We start from the raw sequence: 17838 nt of genomic DNA, 5'->3' as shown, positions 1-17838 counted from the left end.
AAATGGAAAATATCCATCATGAATTAGTCAAGGGTTTCCAATCTTTCGGGGCGGCTTTCCGTATAGCCGACGTATTCAGGGATTTTGTCGAGTTGGCGGCCCTCGTCTTAATCAACCAGTACGCATTTGATACAGAGTGGGAGCAACGGGAAAACCGTTACCACGAAATACGCCGAAAATACCCCGAAGCGGATTTTTGCCGCTTCCCCGAAATGCTGGGTGTATTGATGCTTGCCGTTAATAAGGCTCAAAAGCAGGGGGTATTTGATGATGTTTTAGGCCGTCTGTATATGGATTTGGGGTTGGGCAACGACAGCAGCGGGCAGTATTTCACGCCTTATTGCATAAGTAAGTTAATGGCCGCTTTGGGCGGTTTGGACGTAGCCGAGAAGCTGAAAACGGAAAAGTTTGTCAGCGTTTTAGAGCCGACCTGCGGCAGCGGCGCAAACCTGATTGCTTTTGCCGAGCATGTGCGGGAGGCGGGCTATACGCCGTCGCAGAGAATGGCAGCGGTAGGCGTGGACATTGATATTTTATGCGTGCAGATGTGTTTTATCCAATGCCAGCTTTACCGCATACCCGCCAAAATCGTACACGGCAACAGCCTAACCCGTGAGTTTTGGTCTGCTTGGTGTACTTCCGACTGGGTATATGGCGGTTTTGCACAAGCAATGGCGGATAAGGTCGGTAAAGAAAAGGCCGCCGATAACGGAGAGCCGTTTTCAACGCCTGTTCCCCCTGCATTACTGACACTAGAACAACAGCTTGTCTTGTTCTGATGCGTTCAGACGGCATTCAGGCCGTCTGAAACCAAAGAAAGGAAACCGAAATGAAATACCGATTTGAATATGATAAAGACGGCCGCCGCCTGATGGTAGCCGAAATGGACGACGAATTGTACAACATCAACTGTACCGATGAAGATTTGGACTGTTTAGTCGAATATTACCGCGATATGACCGTTATCTTTGATGTTGACCGCTATATCCGCCTGCATACGCTTTTGCGCGGATTAGCCACCGAAGACCGCCGCTCACTCAAGGTTTACATGGATGCCGTTATACGCAGTCAAAGCGGTTCGTTTGTTCATGCGCTGATGGGGTGCTGTTTGGAAATTTATTGGTACGGCTGTACGGATGTTGAGGCACATTGGTTTTGGAAGGATACAAATATTGATTTTAATGTGGCTTTGATATTTCCGCCTGAATTTTACGCCGACCCCGCCGCATGGTTTGAACGGGAAATAACGGCAAAGGGCATTAAAAATTATGAAGAAAGCGGGGTGTGATAATGAATGAAAAAAACAAGGTGGAATATATCGTATCCCTGATAGAAAAACTCGAGCCGAAAGAGATACGGGAAATTTTTATGACGTTATGGCGTAATGCAGACGGTTTAAGCGAGGGCTTGACGGCAGACGACTGTATCGAGATTTTTGCGAGTGCATTAAAGGGCAGTTCGGATTTTACCTATGATTTGTTGAAAGATACCTGCCACGATTACGGTGTCGGCACCATGACGGAAACATTCGCCTTGCTGCCGCGTGAAACGTATGACAAACTGTTTCCCGAGTGTCTGAAAGGCGAGATTCCGCCCGAAACGAGACTGGATACCGAAGCTCTGGTCAATCTGTTGCGGCTGCAAAATGTGGCAGAAGTAGAAACGGTTTTGCCCGATGTTGCGCAAAAGACACGGGTTTTGCTGTCCCTTCATGGTAAATATATCCATATTATTGAAAATCCATGCAAAGAAACCATGCCTTTTATCGATGATTTCAGCAAAAAATACGCCGCCGCCCATTGGCAAATCGGCACGGTTTTTAACCGCTGATGCGTTCATGCCGTCTGAACCGTGTTTCAGACGGCGTGAAAAAAACTTTTTGAAAGCATAAAACCACCCCGCAGCAGCCCCGTTTCCGTCTCTCAGGTTCGCCACAAACGGCCCCACGCCCCCAAGCCGGACTTGACCATGCCGTCGGCGGCTCCGATACCTGCGGCTATCTTCGCCACCGGCAAGCCCAAGCCCGACTTGCCCCCTACTGCGGGAGGATTGTTGTTATCACCATTACTTCTTTAAATATATGAAATGAAGAAAGCTGCCTGATGCGGTTCAGGCAGCTTTCAACGTTCGGATTCGGGCCCGTTCAATGACGGATGCCGCTCTTTAATTTGGGCCAGCAAACTCCCATACAGATTAATCCGCGCCTGCATCTGTTCGGCAGGAGAAAGCCCGTTGATTATGGCTTCCCCCGCCTGTATTACTTGCTTTTGGGAAGGGGATAACAGATGGGCGTTCTTTTCAAAATCCGCCCGAATATTTCCGAGTTCCCGTTCATTGTGGTGTAATTCGTAATCGATAGCAGCACCGGGCATCTGTCCGACGTGGATACGGTCGTCAAACACCAAACCGTCTCTGTTATATACCCTGAAATGATCGGCTTTGCCGGACACAAATACCGTATCGGCATTACTTGGCAGCAGTTGCACGACTAAATCATGGTGTGCTTTGTCCGTATAGCGGGGCATTTCACCCAAAGCCTCCATCTGTCTGTAACGTTCGATGGTGCTTTGCCAGCTCACTTCGGCAGGGGTGGTTTGGATATAGACGGCCGTTTCATATCCGTGGGTACGCATTTGGTCTAAGGTGCCCATCGGTACTTCAGCGGTGCGGAATGTGCCTTCGACGCTGATGTTGTAGCCTTCGGATAACGCTTTGGCTATCACTTTTTCCGTCATCGCGCCCGAAAATACGGCGGTATGCTTGGGAGCATCTTTGCCGTATTTTGCTTGGATTTCCTCGAAATCGGGGTGGTAGCGGCGGAATTCGTCGCCGTTTACCACTAACAGATTACCACCAAGCTCCGCATTGATTTTATGGACAAGGTTGGATTTTCCGGCGCCGGGCTGCCCGCCCAGCACGAATCCTTTAGGCAAAGAAGAGGGACGAACCTGGCTTTCGGAAATCAGGTCGTCCCAAATCATTTCAAATGCGGCTGCTTCCCGTGCGAACATTATTTATGCGGCCGCTTCCAATTTTGGCAACGCCGAATATTTTTGATGGAGAGCGTTACATTCATCTGCCACAGCCTCAAAGTCTATGCTTTCGGGGGCCGAAGCATAAAGGAAACGGCGCAACGAAACGATTCTGTCTTGGTCTGCGGAACGCTTTCCGGTGCGCGGGGTTTTGCGGGCAATCAAAGCCTGCACCGACGCCACACGTTCGATCAGTGCGTCTTTTTGCATCAAGGTGCACATCACCGGTTCTCCTGTTGCAAAGTTTTACTGGTGCTGATTATACCATATACGACTAATCTGTTGAAAACGATACGCTTTGCATCCGCCAAAAACAAAAAAAGCCCCGCCGCAGCACATGAATTTGCGCTGCGGCGGGGCGATAGATGATATTAACTTAGTTGGTGATTATCAAGCAGATATAGACAACAAAAAGCAGCGAACTGGCTGCCAAAGGCAATATGGTGGATAACTTCAGACGGCCGTACTGCCACCGCTCTGCTGCGGCATTCAGCAGCGCAACGGGAAACCCAAATACGACCAATGCAATCACTAAATTATCCAACAATCCGGATTGAAAGACGGGGGAATCAGCCGCCCTGACCGAAAGAATAACGGCGTAGAAGGTGTAGGCTGCAATTACCAGGAACAGCAGAACAAACAAAGCATTTAAGACGATGAGCAGCCACAGCGCAGAATCAGGCAGTATCCGCCTGTTTTCTGATTCGTTATCTGTTTTACCTATCATATTTTTCCTTTCCATATTTGTAGGTATCCGACCTAAGCGGCACAGGCCATTTCGGCCGGCTCGGGCCGCCAGTTGGCGCGTATCAGCGCGGCCATCGGCGGCGGTGATACGGAGTTGCCGCACATCCGCACCTGGGCGGTTTTGGTCAGCGGTTTGCCCGTATGGTCGCGGTCGAAGATGTAGTCGTCAGGAAAACCCTGAGCTTTGAATAACTCTTTCGGCAGCAACATCCGCAGCGTGATGTCCACGATGTAGTACGGTTGCCGGTTGATATATACGGTAACCAAAGCCAAACGGTCTTTGGTTGTCAGCGTGTCCATCGGCGCAGTCAGATCGCGGGCGTCGCCATTGCCGTAGTAGTTAATCAGGAACGCGGCCACCTTGAGTGCGCGCTCCTCCGCACTCCCCAGCTCACAGATGGCCAACGACGTTTTACCGCCGCCGCCGTCGGTCATCACCGTACCCATAGGCGCGGCGATGTCGCTGCCGGTGCTGGCACCGAATTGCCGTATCAGACAGGCGGATACCAATTGCTGCTGGCTGCCGCTGTTGGTAATGGTGGTCATCGGTTCGGCAGCGTCTTTGCCGTGAATGGCATTGTAGCCGCCGTTGGCCTGCATCAGATAGGCCCCAGCCACCGCGTGGCCGCCACAGCCGGAGGCGGTTACGGTGCCGAGGGCATCGGTAATATCCCGGCTGCCGATACCGCGCCGTTTGGTGCGGCCGCTGCCTTCGCCGTGGGCGGCGTTAACCAGTATGGGGGAAACTACGGAAAAACTGCCACCCTTGGGATATGCCGTAATGGTTCGTAGCGGTTCGGTGGCATCGTGCACCGGCTCGGAACCGTTGTAATGGGCAATCGGCACGATAAACGGATTCGGATTACCCAAAACAAACTTTTTGACACCCTTGGCAATCCGGCGCATGGTGGCTTCGGCCAGCGGTTTTTCACGCCCGAAGATGGACTTGCCGGGCACGGACCAATCAATACATTCGGCGGCGGCACGCCATTTTTTCTGCCCCTTTTTCGGGTTTTTATGGTGCGTCGGTTCTGGCCACACAATCGGCTGACCGTCGCAACGGGCAACCATAAACAACCGTTTGCGGGTAGTGGGTGCGCCATAGTCGGCAGCAACCAGCGTCCGCCACTCCACGGTGTAGCCGAGCTTTTCCAGCTCGCGCACAAACTTCCGCCACCGTTCCCCCGCGTGTTTGGGGTCGGGCACCAAATATTGTTGCTGCACCGGTACCCGTTCGCCGGGGGCGGCGACGGTTTTGTCCAGTTTGATTACACGGCCGGTGGCTTTATCGCGTTTGGCCACCAACCGGCCCCAACGGGTGATCTGCTCGACGTTCTCCAGCGTGATGATGTCCGGCCGCACCTGAGCCGCCCAGCGTTTGCCCACCCAACTCAAAGAACGGGTTGCGTTGTCGCGCGGCTGGCCGCCTGCGGCTTGGCTGTGGTGCGTGCAGTCGGGGCTGAGATGCAGCAGGCCGACGGGACGGCCGCGACAGGCCAAATACGGGTCAACCTCGTACACGTCGGTTTGGTAGTGTATGGTTTGCGGGTGGTTGGCCGTGTGCATGGAAATGGCCTGCTCATCGTGGTTAACTGCAAAATCCACATACATTCCGGTAGCCTGTTCGATAGCGCAGCTTGCTCCGCCGCCGCCGGCGAACAGGTCGCCGATTTGTTTGTATCTCAAGTCTAATGTGTATTGTTTGGTCATTTTGACTTCCTGCGTAAAGGCATGGGAAATTCCTGCCGGACACTTCCGTTGAGCAGGCAACCGTTGGCACGTTTGCTGCGTTTGATGCCGTCCGCTCCCCAACTACCCCATTGTTTGAAGAAGAATGCGGTTCCGGCGGCCTCGCATTGCCGCAGAATGTTTTCTACCCACACGGCCTGCATCTGTCTTGCTTTGGAGCCGGATTCCCCGCCTACGATGACCCAATCGATTCCCGTCAGATTGAGCTTGCCCAAATCTTCCAGCAGCGGTTCGGCGGAGATGAAACGGACGGTGGCGGGGATATGCCGCAGCACATCTATTCGCGGCAGCCCGTAGCGGCGGTCTTCCACCGATACACCGAGCCATACGTTTTCCGGTATGGAACGGGAGCGGAAGTATTCGGCCATCCGCTCCGCCCGTTTGGTCAGAATCTGATAGGTGTGCTGCGGTGTTTGCCGGATAGTTTCAAAAATGCGGTCGATGTAGGTAAACGGCACGTCTTCGTGAAACGTATCGGACATGGAGTTCACAAAATAAACCGCCGGCTTTTTTCTGTCGGCAGGTTCTTTCAGACGGCCTTCCATCAGGGTAAGGGCAAAACCGTTTTCATAACCGGCCGCTCCCATTGACTGAAGCCGTTTTGCCATTGTTTCGGCGTAGCAGTTTTTGCATCCGGGCGAAATTTTGATGCAGCCGGTTATGGGGTTCCATGCCTGTTCCGTCCATTCGATATTGCTGTTGGCCATAAAAAATTTTCCAATATTAAAAACCGATTGCCTGCTGTGCCGTCCGTTGTTCATGCAAGGCAGTAAAGGCGGGGTTTAACTCAATACCTACCCACCGCCGCCCCAAGCGGTTGGCCGTTTCCGCCACCGTGCCGCTCCCTGAAAACGGGTCGAGCACCAAATCATCCGCGCGTGAACCGGCCAAAATACAAGGCTCGATCAGTTTCGGCGGGAAAGCCGCCAAATGGTCGTGGCGGGCGGCAACGGTAGAAACCGGCCATACGCTGCGTTTGTTCCGCTGCGGACGCGCGGGGGTGTGCTCGCGGTTGCTGCGGTGCTGGGTCATGCTTTGGCCGGGATTGGGTTTTTGAGTGTATTTGCCGCTGGTGCGGCAGAAGTCGTGCTGCCTGCCGGCACCGGGGCGGTGGTAACTGTCCGACGGCTCCCTGATGGCTTCGTGATCGAAGTAGTAACGGCTGTTTTTGGATAACAAGAAGAGATATTCGTGTGAACGGACGCAGCGGTCGGTTACGGATTCGGGCATGGGGTTGGTTTTGTGCCAAATGATGTCTTGGCGCAGATACCAGCCGTCGGCCTGCAACGCCAAAGCCACCCGCCACGGGATACCGATCAAGTCTTTGGCTTTCAGGCCGTCTGAAAGCGGTGTGGTTTTCAGACGGCCTTTCAATTGAGTGGCGGTCTGAAACGAATTCTGATGCCCGGCAAACGGGCTGCCGTCGGCATTGCGGCCTTTGCCGCTACCCGCATAGCTGTCGCCGAGGTTGAGCCATAAGGTGCCGTCGTCTGCCAGCACGTCGCGCACCAGGCGGAATACTTGCACCAAGTTATCGACATATTCGGCTACGGTCGGCTCCAAGCCGATTTGCCCGGTGCAGCCGTAATCGCGCAGGCCGTAATACGGCGGCGAGGTAATGCAGGTTTGCACTTTCACCCCCTGTGAAGCCAGTTCGGGCAGAATCTGCCGGCAGTCGCCGGTAAACAAGGTATTCTTGATTTTCATTATTCCCACCAAAAAATAAAACCCCGTTCGTTCTCGAACGGGGTTTATTAATATTTATTTCCAACTACTTAGGAGTAAAACCTAAATATTCCTCACCATCCCAAAGCAGGGGTACATCGGTGCCGACAATGGCACTATCTATGATGGGGAAGACAAGCTGTAAAGCCTGAACACTATCCACACCGATAATCTGCAAATTTAAATCAATACCGCCACCTACTATTCTATACGGACACGCCCATTCATCCTTGCCCAACTGGAAAGGATTTCCTATAAACACATCCACTTTCTCCGAAGGATTTTCCTTCAACTCAAGCACCCTGTGGGCGATTGCCGTATCTTTAGTCAGCTTGTCAGACATCATATATTCCTTTATTTATTCAGTAACGCCGGAGTTCCCGTAGTACCTTTGGTTTTGTTGCAATAAGCCAATCTTTCAGATGCAGATGCCCAACAGCTTTCTTTCTTTGCTTTACTACCCTGCATTTTATTGCAGGCGGCACGGTCAGATTCATACTGTTTTGAACATGCGGGATATTGAGACCATTGTGCAAATGACAAGGAAGAAAACAGTATTGCAACAGCAGTAAATGCTGCTTTTACTTTAGAGTCCATATCATCTCCTTTTTTCAATTGGAAAGAATGAGACAGCATTGAAATAAGGAAGTTCGTCAGTAATATTTAACGGGGTATTTCTTTATCCTGCTTGTCTTTCTCCGCTGCCAGCTGCTGTTGCAGTTGCTCGATGGCAGGGCGGTGGTCGCGGATATTGTCGTATTGGCTCTGCGCTTTGGTCGTAAAATCCTGCCCGGCCACGTCTTTTGCCAGCTTGCTGATGATGCGGGCTTCGGTTTTATGCCCCATCTTGTACAGTTCTTTGGCTATCTGCCCGTATTGCTCGAGCACGATGCCGCGTGTACGCATGGTTTCTTTCAAAAACGGATGTTTGGGGCGGTCGCTGTTTTTTACCGCTTCAATCAGTTCCTCCGCCTGCCGGCGGGCGGCATTGCTGAGCACGCCGCGCTGGCGCATGGCACGGAGCAGGCTGTTTTCGGGCTTTTGTGTTTTGCCCCGGTGGATACGCTTGGTGGCCGCGCACAAAACCCCTTCTTCGCGCAGCTTTTCGGCAAAGCGGACGCGCCACTCGAACAGATCGGCTTTGCGCGGGTTGAGCCGTTGCCCGTACTCATCGCGCATCAGTACGCACAGGTGGACGTGGGGGTGTTTCGGCTCGTCGGGGCCGTGGCTGTCGTGGTGCAGGCCGAATGCATACTGGTGCCCGGCGAACTGCTCGGCCGCGAAGTTGCGGGCGGCGTTCAACACCGCATCCGGCGGTGTGCCTTCGGGCATGGACAGCACGATATTGAGTGCTTCCTTATGCTTGCTTTCCTCGGGAATACCCAGTTTCTGCCAGTCGTTGACAAACCCTTTTACCGCCCGTTTGCCGATCAGTTTTTCGCCGGACTGGTTTTCCAACGGCACTTCGCCGTTGCGCGACACATAGTCCAGATGGTTGCGGATGCCGCGCATTCCTTTTGAGTTACTGCTCAGCCGTTTGGGGATTTTTACCATCACTTCGGGATGTTTTAGGGCGGCGGCGCGCAGGTTGGCTAAACCGCTGCCGGCTTTCAGCGGCTTGGACGGCTTGCTGCGGCCGCCGCCGAAATACAGGCCGCCGTCTTGTTTGGCCTTCACAGAGCGGGTTTTATAGCCCAGAAACCAGTCGTCTATTTTTTTGTGTACGGTCATAATTCTGTTTTCACGTCAGCCGCGCATCCGGCGGCGGTTGGCTTGCAGCACATGGTTTACTTTGGCGATATGGGCATCAATAAATTTTTTCAGTTCGGTAATCTGCCGGCTGTTCAAAGATGCGTTTTCGCCCGCGTTCAGATGGCGGGCAATTTGGTTGATGTTGCGGCCGATCAGCAATAGCTGGTAATTGGACTGATACAGCGTATCGGCTTCATACGCGGACAGCATGGGATGCCGGTAGATGTGCGACTGGATAATGTCGCGTGCCACATCGTTAATGGTGCCGCGCCGCAGTTCCGCTGCCGCCTCAAGGTAGGCGCGGTCTTTATCGGGTAGGCGCACGGTAATACGGCGGCGGCACTTCGGCGGCGGCAGTTTGACCGCTTCGGGTTCCTCCGGCGTCTCCAGCTGCGCCTGTAACAGCTTTTTGGCCAACAGCGACACGCTGGGCTTGCCGTATCGTTTCAGCGCAAGTTCGCGCAGGGCTTCTAATTCCGTGATACTCAGCCCGAATACGCGGACGGGACGGCTTTTATTTTGACTGTCGTTATCCATCAGGTACTTCCAAAATAAGGCCCGGCAGCTTTTTAGCTGTCGGGCGGTAAGCAGAATCAGCGTTCCAATTCCGTTCCAGGTGGCGGCACGGTGTCCGCATACTGCCGTTCCACGGAATCCCGCACCATCGACTGGTAAAAATTGGTACGGGCCACCACCTGCATATCCGGCGGCAGTCCGGCAACGGTTTTTTCCATCGCGTGCTCCAGCAAAGAGCAGCGCAGCTTTTCCGCCGTATCAGCGGTGGCCATGTGCATTTGGTAGTGATGCTTGGCCGTTTTCAGGCCGCCGTGCGGAATATCCGCTTCGCGTGTCGGTTCTTTTTCCATAGTGTTTTCCACAAGAGAAAGGCCGTCTGAAATTTCAGACGGCCTGTACGGGGAATCGTCGGTATAGGGATTATCGGGACGGAACAGCCCGCTGTTGTCGGTGGCGGACTTGATTTGTCCGGCTCCGTTGACGAAATAGCCACCGAAACCGCCTTCGCGACGGCGTTTGTCCCAAAACCTTTTGGCCATGTCGGTTTGCGAACGGGCGGGATAGACGGGTTCGCCGGTTTGCCGTTCGGCAAAACGGTACAACGCCGCCGCAATGCCCAGCCCGCGGTATCCTTCCGCAAGTTCGGCCTTGTACGGCACAAGGTAGCTGCCGTCGGGTTTGGAAACGGGACGGTCGCCGAGAAACGGCGGCCCGTCCGCAAATTCCCGCCACAGCGACAGATAACCGACGGTTTGGTTGTCGGCGGTATGGACGGTAAATGTCCGCAGGCTTTCATGCGCGGCAAACCGGAGCGTTTCGATAACGGCTTCGATTTTTTCCACCGGCACGGAAACGGTACGGGTCCGTGTGTGGGTTTCGGCATCCAACCCGTCTTTCGGCACGGACGACACCGCCAGCACCCGCCCCTGCGTATCGTATTTCACATAGCGCGTCTGTTCTTTCCTGATGCGCCGTTGCTGCTGTTCCGTGCGGACAACCTGCCGGGTAACGGTAATGCGGTCGGGCGCGGGAGCGGGGTAAAACACCTTCGGTTCGCCGTTGCCGTCCAGCAGATTGCGGGAAACCGCCCCGGTTTGCCAATCGCCGAACCATGCCTTGAATTCGGGCGTGCGCACCTGCACCCATTGACGGTAATCCAGTTCGGTTTTGCCCGCAGCCTTGGCCGTCTCATAGGCTTCACGCCCGCCGATACGGCTCTCGGTTTCGTAATAGCCGGGAGATTCCCGCTGTTTTGTCATAGTCATGGCGCTCCGAAAAAGGAAGGCCGTCTGAAATTTCAGACGGCCCAACGGTGCAAGAAAAATCAGCGATCAAAAGAAATTTCGCTTTGTCCGGGCGGTTCGGGCTTCTGAACCTGCCGTAATCTTTCTTCAACCTGGCTGGTATAAAAATTGATACGCGCCTGCATCTGCGTCTGCTCGGGCAGCCCTTTAATCAGGGTTTCCATTTGTGATTCCAGCAGACGGCGGCGTTCCTGTTGCGGCGGCGGCAGGGTAAGGGTCTGCTCCGTATAACGCTCTTGTGCTAACTGCAAACGTTCTTGCAGGGATTGTTCGCAGGGCGGTTGCCCGGCTGGTGGTGTCGCTACTTCCGGTTGTGTTTGTCCGAAAGCGGTGAAGAAAGCCGGTTTGGAAATCAGTTCGTAACGGGATTCGTATCGGGACGCATTCTTTTCAAACAGCCGGTAGGCTTTGTCTGCATCGGCATTCTCATAAACAAGGCTTGTCTGAAAAGCACGGTGTCCGGCCGGTTCCAATTCTCCGGCGGTACTTTCCCTGAGTACGGGTGTACTGACGGGTTCGTCGCCCAGTAACAAATACCGGCCGCCATTTTTTTCCTTACCGACAACCAAATAAACATCACGGATATGCTGGTTTTGATGCCGGAGTACCGTACCGGGCGGAAAGTCGGAATTCTCGGCAGTTGGTGCAGGGGGATTCTCAGACGGTGCAGACGCTCCGGCGGAAATACCGGTGCCCGGTACCGTGTTTCTTTCTTCTGTTACGGCAACTGCGGGTTCGGGGGAACTCCCGCGTATCCGGCTGTGCATGGCACGGATTTTGTCGTAGGCCGCCTTGAACAAAGGCCGCTGCTCGGGCGGCATTCCCTGTATATGGCTGTAACCGAATTCCTGATTGTCTTCAAACCAGATGATGCGGGCTTTATCCACACCCTTCACAAAAAAACGGTTCGGGTATTTGCGCCATTGGCTGATTTCGCCCGATTCCAGCATGGGCTTCAGAAACTCGGGAATCGGGGTACGGGCGACACGGTCGATTTTATGCTGCTCGCGCTCAATGGCACGTTGCGTTTTCTGAATATCTTCCTGCCTGGTCCGCAGGCTGTCGTTCTGCTGCTCCCAGCGGTCGAGTGTCTGCCTGCCGGTGCGTTTGTCGTTAAGCGGCTGTCCGTTGGCCGAGCGTACATCGTCGATATGTGCTTGCAGGCTTTGGTCGAACGCAGCCTGCTTTTTGGCCAAAGACTGCTGCAAAACTTCCATCCGCCTGCTGCCGGGCCTGCCGGTGCTTTTGTCTTCTTCCATTCCTCACTCCCGAACGAAAACAGCCCGGAACATTCGGGTTCCGGGCTGTTTGGTTGGTTAACGGTCTATTTCCACTTCAGGCTGCCGTTGCCGCTCCTGCCGCTGTTGCCCATGCTGTAACTGTGGTGCCTGCGGCTGTTCGTGGGCCTGCGCCGGTATCTGAATCGGTTTGGGCAGATGCAGGTTGCGTCCCGACATCTGCTTGGCAGTATGTTCGTAGTAGTTGGTCAGGGCCAGCGTCCGGGCATCGCCTTTCAGATCGCGTATGGTGTCCAGCACGTTGCGCTCGTGAAAGGCCAAAAGCTGTTTGTTGGCCTTGGAGAGCTTGGCGGCTTTGTTCATATACGCGCCTTTTGCGGCAATAAAGCCGGTTTCCAGCGCCGCCGCCTTCATACGCCCGGCAGCCACCGCCACTTCCGAAGGAACTTCCCCTTGCCCGATACCCTGCAACGGTACGCCTTGTTGGGTATCGGCAACGTGGGAAGTGTTGATGGCTGCGTCCGACGGTGTGGAACTTTGTGCCATCAGCCTATCGGCTTTGGATAAGGCCACCGTATCGGGTTGGACGGCAACCGTTTCCTGCTCCTGCCGCTGCTCTTTTTGCCGGTCCGACACAATTTCCATCTTGAAGAGATTGCGGTGGACTTCTTTTTTCTCCATGCCGGTAAAGTTGCCCGCTTCGTCGCGCACAGGCACATCGATTTCCACCGGCTGTTTGCCCAGCGAATGCAGGTAGATACGGTCGCCGATTTCCGCGCCGCTGCGCTCCATCGCGTCGGGTAAGTCCACGCCCCAAACGGTGCGCTCCTTGCCGTCTTTTTCCAAAACGATGAACGGGCTGGGCTGGTTTTTGGGGTTGTGCTGATACGGGGCATTGCCCACGCTGACGATACGTTCCCCGGGTTCGGCAGCGGCGGCGGTTTGGGCGCGGGTTTCAGACGGCCTTTGCCGTTTGTCGCCAGGGTAGGGCGCGGGCGGTACTTTTTCGGCTTCGGGGGTAACGGCAGGGGCGCGCCCGGGTTGCGGCTCGATGCCGTTTAACGACCGCTCCTGCCGCAGCCGTTGCAGCAACGCCAAATCTTCCGGTGTCGGCCGGTAGCCGCTGGTGCGGATGCCCTGGCTTTCGGCGGCCACATACATCATGGCCTTGAATTCTTTGCTGCCGGAAAGTTTGATGCTGTCCCAGCCTTTTTCTTTGGCCACTTCCAGCATATCGTTGAGGGTCTGCGCGTCGGTTTTGGCGGTGCTGATTTTTTTGCCGCTGTCGGTAAACAGCACGGTAGTGTGGTTGGCGGCGGAAAGGTATTTGCCATCGGCCACAACGTAACGGCTCTTGATGCTGTCGGGCGGTATGCGGTAGTTCAGGTCGGTAACGGGCTTTTTGTGGCCGGCCGCCGCGGCCCAATCGGGCTGCCCGGTTTCCGGCGCGGCGGCGGGTTCGGGAATATTATCCGGCTGTGCTGCGGCCGCTTTGCCGTCATCGGCTGCGGGGCTGTCTCCGCCGCCGTGTTCCCGCCCGTGGCCGAAGACATGACCGGGGTCAACGCTCTGATACGGTTCGGGTTCCCGTGTGCGGCGCACGGCCGCGTATTCGATAGTGTTTGCCGGTTCGGCATCGGGTTGCACCTGAGCGGGGGCGGTATGGTTTTCGGTAAGCATTTCAGGCTCCTGTTCCTGTAAAGGGGCTGCTGGAATTTCGGCGGCTTGGGGCGGCGGCTCGGCTGCGGGCGGGGCGGTGTAACCCGACAGACGGGCTTCTTCGGCCGCCACCGCCGCCCAATCTGTTTCTTCGTGCGCGGGTTGCACCGGCGCGGGTTTGATTTCCGTTTCTGCTTCGGGAGCCGGCTGCGGCCGTCTGAATGCCGATTCGATGCGTTCGCGCACGGCATCGATGCCGGCCAGTTGATGCAGGTCGTTGAAGTCGCTGGGCAGGTTCAGGCCGTTGGTTTTCTGATAAGCCTGAATCTGCGTCATCGTGAATTCGGGCTGTACCGCCACGGCGCGGCCACCAAAAAATGCCGCCGCCTGCCGCGCCTTTTGAATGCCGGTTTGCGATGCGTCGTTATCCACCGCCAGCATTACCGGCACATCGGCGGGCAGGTTTTTGGCCAACCGCTCCGACACCGTAACCATATTGCCGGCGTTAAACGCCACAATCACGGGCTTGCCCGTCGCCTGATGGATACTCGCGGCGGTAGCGTAGCCCTCTGCAATCACCAGGCCGTCTGAAAGCTGCTCGGCGTTGCCTACCACGGCGTAACCGCCTTTAACCTGCCCGCCGGACAGGAAACGCTTATGCCCGTCCTGATTGATGGACTGCACATTGATGATTTCGCCGCCGTAATACAGCGGCACCACCAAATTGTCGTCGCCGCGATAACTGTTCTGCCGCAATCCGGCAACAGCCGCCGCCGAGGTGATGCCTTTGGCAGCCAGGTAGGGATGGTCTGTGCGGGCGGGGGCGGAGCGGTTCCAAATCCCCCGTGCCGTTTCTTTCGCTTTGGCCTGTGCTTCGGCTTGTGCCTGCTCTTCTTCCCGCCGCCGCGCATCCAGTTCGGCAGCCCGGGCCGCCCGCTGTTCGGGTGTCGGCGGTGTGTAGGGCTTGGCCGGCGTATAACCGTTTCGGCGCGCATGATAAAACAACGTGGAGATATGGACGCGGCCGGGCTTGAACGACTTCCACGCGGTTTTGGCATCGCGGGCATTGTAGTTGTCGGCACTTTGAGACCAGTTGTCCCAAAGGTTGAAACCTTCGTCGCCCATTTCGTCTTTCAGGGCGGTACCGACCTGTATCCATGTGTCGCGGTCATGGGAATCGATATAGCTTAAAGCGTTGCGGATTTCGTCGTAATCACTCATGGTTTACTCCAAAAGAAGAGGCCGTCTGAAAACATTTTCAGACGGCCTTAAATTAGGGATGAATATAGTCTTTTAATTTGTCCATTACCGAATCAAGAATGGCGATTGTTTGTGAATCTACTTGCCGAAGGCCGTAGTCGGATGCAAACAAAATTGCCGCCTGCTGTTCAGGAGTAAGCGTTACAACAACGGACATTGTGTCGGTAGCAATATGCCCGTATTTCTTCATCAGAACTGATTCCATATTGTTTATTCCTTTTAAATAAAAAGTTGATTTTAAGTATAAAAATAGCCTTTGCAGAGCAAAGGCCGTCTGAAATGCTTCCGCAGTTAAGCGGCTTTTTCCTCTTTATCATCCGCCTCAGCCTCCTCAGCCACATCGATATCGGAAGTTTCTTTCAATATCTTCGCGATAACCGGCAGACTGCCTTCCCCCCAGTTTTTCGCCACCACCGGCACCAGTTCGGCAACGAAGTCCGGCGAACTTCCCGGCGGCACCAGCGCACGCAGCAGCGCATGGGCGAGTTCGTCGGCGTTGGCGGCTTCCTGCCAGCGGAAAGAGGCCATGTCTTCGGGAGAAACGTAGGCTGCTTTGGGTTCGCTGCTTTCGGCACTTTTACGCGTGCGGACATCCAAGACCGGCACATACGGTAACGGCAGGTTCGCCCGTTCTTTAAAAGCAGGGTCCTGCCAGTAGATGATTTTCTGCGCGTAAATAGGGCGGCTGCTGGAGAGGCTGATAATGCAGTCTTCTTTCGGCATCATTTTCAACTCGTCAGGGTTCATGACGGCGCGTTTTTGGTCGCTGATGCTGTTGCTGCTGCTACTGCTTTTGCCGCGGGAGCGCGATGTGGATTTGGCCTTGAACGTTTCATAGCCTATCAGCTTGCTGTACTCTTCCGCATCGGCCTGTTCCCGTGGCGGAAAGACGATTTGGCAGCCGAAATTGGTAAAGAACGTCCGCATGCCGGTTTTCTGATACAGCTTTTCTACCTGCGACGGCGTTTGGAAGATAATCATCAACCTCATGTTGTAACCGGCCATATACGCCACACCGTGCTCGATGGCGGGCACCACGCCGAGGGCGGTAAATTCGTCCATCAGCATCAGGCATTGGTACTTCAGAATGCCGGGGTTGTGTTCAGGCAGCCCCTGATAGACGTTGACGTTGGCAAGCAGGCTGAAAAACAGATTGGTTAGGCGGGCAAACACGGTGGTTTCGGTAGGCAGCACCCCCACATATATAGTCATCGGTTTTTTGCGTACATCGTCCAAATAGAAATCGTCGCCGCTGGTGGCCGCTTCCACCACCGGGTCTAAGAAAATACTCAACGGCGCGGTCATGGTGGAAATAATATCCGCACCGGTCTTGGCATTTCCGTTGGCAAAGTCTGTCAGCAACGTAACGCAGTTATCACTCAGGCGCGTATGCTCTTGCTGTTTTCGCAATTCCACCTCTTCTTTAATCCATTCAGCCAATGTTTTGCCGTTCTTTGGGGTAGCCAGGCGGAACAGGTTGGACAGCGTGGTTTTGTTTTCCGGCAGGTTTAAATCGCGCTCGCCCTCGGTTTCGATCAGGTACATTAGCAGCCCTGAAAAAAGTTTGCGGGACGATTCGGTAAAAAACATTGTGCTGCCGTTTGGATTGGGCGGATCGGGATACAGAATCGCCGCCACGCCTTGCGCGTCTTTATAGGTGTAAACAGGGTTGCGGCGCACATAAGTCAGCGGGTTCCAACGGTGGCTGACCAAGGGGGCGTTGGGATTGCGTTCGTGTTCCGGCAGGCGGCCGCCGGGGTTAAACAGAAACACTTCCTGCCCGTGTTTGGCACGGAAACCGGCGGTAATCAGAAAGTTTTCCATCTTCGGGTCGTACACCACCATGCTGCCACGGTAATGCAGGCAGTTGGGAATCACAATGCCCACACCTTTGCCCGAACGGGTGGGCGCGGCAAGATAGACAAACTCTTTGCTGCTCCAACGCAGATAATCCGAGCCGTATTTGCCGATCAGCAGGTCGGGGGCTTCGTCAGGGCTGAATTTCTCTTCCAATATCCCGGTTTTTTCAATCTCACGGCGCGTCGCAAACCGTGCCGAACCGTGTAACTCGCGTTTGGGCTTGGCAAACACCGCCACCAGCACAATCACCAATGCCAGCAGCGGCACCAAACCGGCAGCGACCGTCGCCGCTTTGAGTGGGAAAATCATGTTTTCCGGCAGTTGGTCGATGTGCTGCCAGTATTTCCACAGCATTCCGATGGCAGGTTCGGCTTTCAGCCCCAGCCACGCTTTGTAAATCATGCTGCCGATGTACATCCCGCCCGCAGCCGCCAGGACGGTAACCACGCCGGCGGCCGCAAGAGAGATGCCGATTTTGCGTTTATCCATATCCACACTCCGAAAAAAATGCCCGCACAAGGGCGGGTTAAGGAATTTTCAATTTGCCGGTTTATTCGGACGGCCTTATATCATGCCGTAAATGCCGCCGGACACACTTTGTTCCGGCCCGCTTTGTTTGGCAAAGTCGGCGGTACGGATAATCAGCATTTCGTTGCAGATAACCTCGGTAACCGTTCGTGCCGCACCGGTTTTGTCGGTGTAGGGGCGGCTGCGCAGTTTGCCATACACCAAGATGCAGTCGCCTTTCTTCATATACTTACACACGGTCTCCGCATAATGGTTGTACAACAACACAGGGAACCACTCCGTGTGTTCCTTTATCTCGCCGGTGGATTTGTCCGTCCACTTTTCGGTAACGGCCACGTTGATTTTTACCGTGGCCGTGCCGTTGGGCATATAACGGATTTCGGGGTCGGCCCCCAAATTGCCCATAATTTCGATTTTGTTGATATACGGCATGATGCCTCCTTCAAATAATCCATATAAGAAAACGGC

19 protein-coding genes are annotated in these 17838 nt (G+C 54.7%); 3 read left to right on the top strand and 16 right to left on the bottom strand.

Annotated elements, in window-relative coordinates; all coding sequences use genetic code 11:
- The first annotated feature begins 2 nt into the window (after positions 1 to 2).
- From NQ012_RS08340 to NQ012_RS08330, 3 genes are read left to right on the top strand one after another with little or no spacing between them, the layout of a single operon-like run.
- Positions 3 to 779: an SAM-dependent methyltransferase gene (locus NQ012_RS08340; protein ID WP_257067143.1), complete on the top strand. Its 777-nt coding sequence runs from the start codon at positions 3 to 5 to the stop codon at positions 777 to 779.
- Positions 780 to 829: 50 nt separating this feature from the next.
- Entirely contained in the window at positions 830 to 1288 is a 459-nt protein-coding gene (locus NQ012_RS08335) for a hypothetical protein (protein WP_257067142.1), read from the top strand.
- Between the two features lie 2 nt (positions 1289 to 1290).
- The gene (locus NQ012_RS08330) at positions 1291 to 1830 is read left to right on the top strand and encodes a hypothetical protein (RefSeq protein ID WP_257067141.1); all 540 of its coding nucleotides are present in this window, start codon (positions 1291 to 1293) and stop codon (positions 1828 to 1830) included.
- A 290-nt stretch (positions 1831 to 2120) separates the two neighbouring features.
- Here the strand turns inward: NQ012_RS08330 and NQ012_RS08325 are convergent, their stop codons facing one another.
- The 16 genes from NQ012_RS08325 to NQ012_RS08250 all read right to left on the bottom strand — a co-directional run bounded on the left by NQ012_RS08325 (position 2121) and on the right by NQ012_RS08250 (position 17802).
- On the bottom strand, positions 2121 to 3011 hold the full coding sequence (locus tag NQ012_RS08325; RefSeq protein WP_257067140.1) for a zeta toxin family protein: 891 nt from the start codon (positions 3009 to 3011) through the stop codon (positions 2121 to 2123).
- 3 nt (positions 3012 to 3014) lie between these two features.
- Positions 3015 to 3254: a hypothetical protein gene (locus tag NQ012_RS08320; RefSeq protein ID WP_257067139.1), complete on the bottom strand. Its 240-nt coding sequence runs from the start codon at positions 3252 to 3254 to the stop codon at positions 3015 to 3017.
- Between the two features lie 154 nt (positions 3255 to 3408).
- On the bottom strand, positions 3409 to 3759 hold the full coding sequence (locus NQ012_RS08315; protein WP_257067138.1) for a hypothetical protein: 351 nt from the start codon (positions 3757 to 3759) through the stop codon (positions 3409 to 3411).
- Positions 3760 to 3791: 32 nt separating this feature from the next.
- Positions 3792 to 5489 (bottom strand): DNA cytosine methyltransferase, encoded by a 1698-nt coding sequence (locus NQ012_RS08310; protein ID WP_257067137.1) that lies wholly within the window; start codon positions 5487 to 5489, stop codon positions 3792 to 3794.
- Positions 5486 to 6235, bottom strand: coding sequence for a phage Gp37/Gp68 family protein (locus tag NQ012_RS08305; protein ID WP_257067135.1), 750 nt, complete (start codon positions 6233 to 6235; stop codon positions 5486 to 5488). The genes NQ012_RS08310 and NQ012_RS08305 overlap by 4 nt, the downstream gene beginning before the upstream one ends.
- Positions 6236 to 6251: 16 nt before the next feature.
- Positions 6252 to 7235 carry a DNA-methyltransferase gene (locus tag NQ012_RS08300; protein WP_257067134.1) on the bottom strand — a complete coding sequence of 328 codons (984 nt, stop codon included), beginning with the start codon at positions 7233 to 7235 and terminating at the stop codon, positions 6252 to 6254.
- A 64-nt stretch (positions 7236 to 7299) separates the two neighbouring features.
- The gene (locus tag NQ012_RS08295) at positions 7300 to 7596 is read right to left on the bottom strand and encodes a DUF6968 family protein (protein ID WP_257067133.1); all 297 of its coding nucleotides are present in this window, start codon (positions 7594 to 7596) and stop codon (positions 7300 to 7302) included.
- A gap of 11 nt (positions 7597 to 7607) precedes the next feature.
- Positions 7608 to 7850: a hypothetical protein gene (locus NQ012_RS08290; RefSeq protein ID WP_257067132.1), complete on the bottom strand. Its 243-nt coding sequence runs from the start codon at positions 7848 to 7850 to the stop codon at positions 7608 to 7610.
- Between the two features lie 66 nt (positions 7851 to 7916).
- Entirely contained in the window at positions 7917 to 8984 is a 1068-nt protein-coding gene (locus tag NQ012_RS08285; RefSeq protein WP_257067131.1) for a relaxase/mobilization nuclease domain-containing protein, read from the bottom strand.
- A gap of 15 nt (positions 8985 to 8999) precedes the next feature.
- Positions 9000 to 9542 carry a hypothetical protein gene (locus tag NQ012_RS08280; protein WP_257067130.1) on the bottom strand — a complete coding sequence of 181 codons (543 nt, stop codon included), beginning with the start codon at positions 9540 to 9542 and terminating at the stop codon, positions 9000 to 9002.
- Between the two features lie 56 nt (positions 9543 to 9598).
- A complete protein-coding gene (locus NQ012_RS08275; RefSeq protein WP_257067129.1) occupies positions 9599 to 10786 on the bottom strand; it encodes a hypothetical protein in 1188 nt (395 codons plus the stop codon).
- 59 nt (positions 10787 to 10845) lie between these two features.
- Positions 10846 to 12084, bottom strand: coding sequence for a hypothetical protein (locus NQ012_RS08270; protein WP_257067128.1), 1239 nt, complete (start codon positions 12082 to 12084; stop codon positions 10846 to 10848).
- A 57-nt stretch (positions 12085 to 12141) separates the two neighbouring features.
- On the bottom strand, positions 12142 to 14943 hold the full coding sequence (locus tag NQ012_RS08265) for an LPD7 domain-containing protein (RefSeq protein WP_257067127.1): 2802 nt from the start codon (positions 14941 to 14943) through the stop codon (positions 12142 to 12144).
- A 52-nt stretch (positions 14944 to 14995) separates the two neighbouring features.
- Positions 14996 to 15187 (bottom strand): hypothetical protein, encoded by a 192-nt coding sequence (locus NQ012_RS08260; protein WP_257067125.1) that lies wholly within the window; start codon positions 15185 to 15187, stop codon positions 14996 to 14998.
- An 86-nt stretch (positions 15188 to 15273) separates the two neighbouring features.
- Entirely contained in the window at positions 15274 to 17331 is a 2058-nt protein-coding gene (locus NQ012_RS08255; protein ID WP_373566646.1) for a type IV secretory system conjugative DNA transfer family protein, read from the bottom strand.
- Positions 17332 to 17406: 75 nt separating this feature from the next.
- Entirely contained in the window at positions 17407 to 17802 is a 396-nt protein-coding gene (locus tag NQ012_RS08250; RefSeq protein WP_257067124.1) for a single-stranded DNA-binding protein, read from the bottom strand.
- Positions 17803 to 17838 lie beyond the last annotated feature (36 nt).

Origin of the sequence: Neisseria dentiae (genome assembly GCF_024580525.1) — a bacterium.
Classification (GTDB): domain Bacteria; phylum Pseudomonadota; class Gammaproteobacteria; order Burkholderiales; family Neisseriaceae; genus Neisseria; species Neisseria dentiae_A.
Note: the sequence above shows the minus strand (reverse complement) of the source record. Positions and strands in the feature narration are given on the sequence as shown.

What these genes read in the sequence shown, in the direction of transcription:
- NQ012_RS08340 (WP_257067143.1), top strand. Translation starts at nt 3, where the DNA reads ATGGAAAATATCCATCATGAATTAGTCAAGGGTTTCCAATCTTTCGGG.
- NQ012_RS08335 (WP_257067142.1), top strand. Translation starts at nt 830, where the DNA reads ATGAAATACCGATTTGAATATGATAAAGACGGCCGCCGCCTGATGGTA.
- NQ012_RS08330 (WP_257067141.1), top strand. Translation starts at nt 1,291, where the DNA reads ATGAATGAAAAAAACAAGGTGGAATATATCGTATCCCTGATAGAAAAA.
- NQ012_RS08325 (WP_257067140.1), bottom strand. Translation starts at nt 3,011, where the DNA reads ATGTTCGCACGGGAAGCAGCCGCATTTGAAATGATTTGGGACGACCTG.
- NQ012_RS08320 (WP_257067139.1), bottom strand. Translation starts at nt 3,254, where the DNA reads ATGTGCACCTTGATGCAAAAAGACGCACTGATCGAACGTGTGGCGTCG.
- NQ012_RS08315 (WP_257067138.1), bottom strand. Translation starts at nt 3,759, where the DNA reads ATGATAGGTAAAACAGATAACGAATCAGAAAACAGGCGGATACTGCCT.
- NQ012_RS08310 (WP_257067137.1), bottom strand. Translation starts at nt 5,489, where the DNA reads ATGACCAAACAATACACATTAGACTTGAGATACAAACAAATCGGCGAC.
- NQ012_RS08305 (WP_257067135.1), bottom strand. Translation starts at nt 6,235, where the DNA reads ATGGCCAACAGCAATATCGAATGGACGGAACAGGCATGGAACCCCATA.
- NQ012_RS08300 (WP_257067134.1), bottom strand. Translation starts at nt 7,235, where the DNA reads ATGAAAATCAAGAATACCTTGTTTACCGGCGACTGCCGGCAGATTCTG.
- NQ012_RS08295 (WP_257067133.1), bottom strand. Translation starts at nt 7,596, where the DNA reads ATGTCTGACAAGCTGACTAAAGATACGGCAATCGCCCACAGGGTGCTT.
- NQ012_RS08290 (WP_257067132.1), bottom strand. Translation starts at nt 7,850, where the DNA reads ATGGACTCTAAAGTAAAAGCAGCATTTACTGCTGTTGCAATACTGTTT.
- NQ012_RS08285 (WP_257067131.1), bottom strand. Translation starts at nt 8,984, where the DNA reads ATGACCGTACACAAAAAAATAGACGACTGGTTTCTGGGCTATAAAACC.
- NQ012_RS08280 (WP_257067130.1), bottom strand. Translation starts at nt 9,542, where the DNA reads ATGGATAACGACAGTCAAAATAAAAGCCGTCCCGTCCGCGTATTCGGG.
- NQ012_RS08275 (WP_257067129.1), bottom strand. Translation starts at nt 10,786, where the DNA reads ATGACTATGACAAAACAGCGGGAATCTCCCGGCTATTACGAAACCGAG.
- NQ012_RS08270 (WP_257067128.1), bottom strand. Translation starts at nt 12,084, where the DNA reads ATGGAAGAAGACAAAAGCACCGGCAGGCCCGGCAGCAGGCGGATGGAA.
- NQ012_RS08265 (WP_257067127.1), bottom strand. Translation starts at nt 14,943, where the DNA reads ATGAGTGATTACGACGAAATCCGCAACGCTTTAAGCTATATCGATTCC.
- NQ012_RS08260 (WP_257067125.1), bottom strand. Translation starts at nt 15,187, where the DNA reads ATGGAATCAGTTCTGATGAAGAAATACGGGCATATTGCTACCGACACA.
- NQ012_RS08255 (WP_373566646.1), bottom strand. Translation starts at nt 17,331, where the DNA reads ATGGATAAACGCAAAATCGGCATCTCTCTTGCGGCCGCCGGCGTGGTT.
- NQ012_RS08250 (WP_257067124.1), bottom strand. Translation starts at nt 17,802, where the DNA reads ATGCCGTATATCAACAAAATCGAAATTATGGGCAATTTGGGGGCCGAC.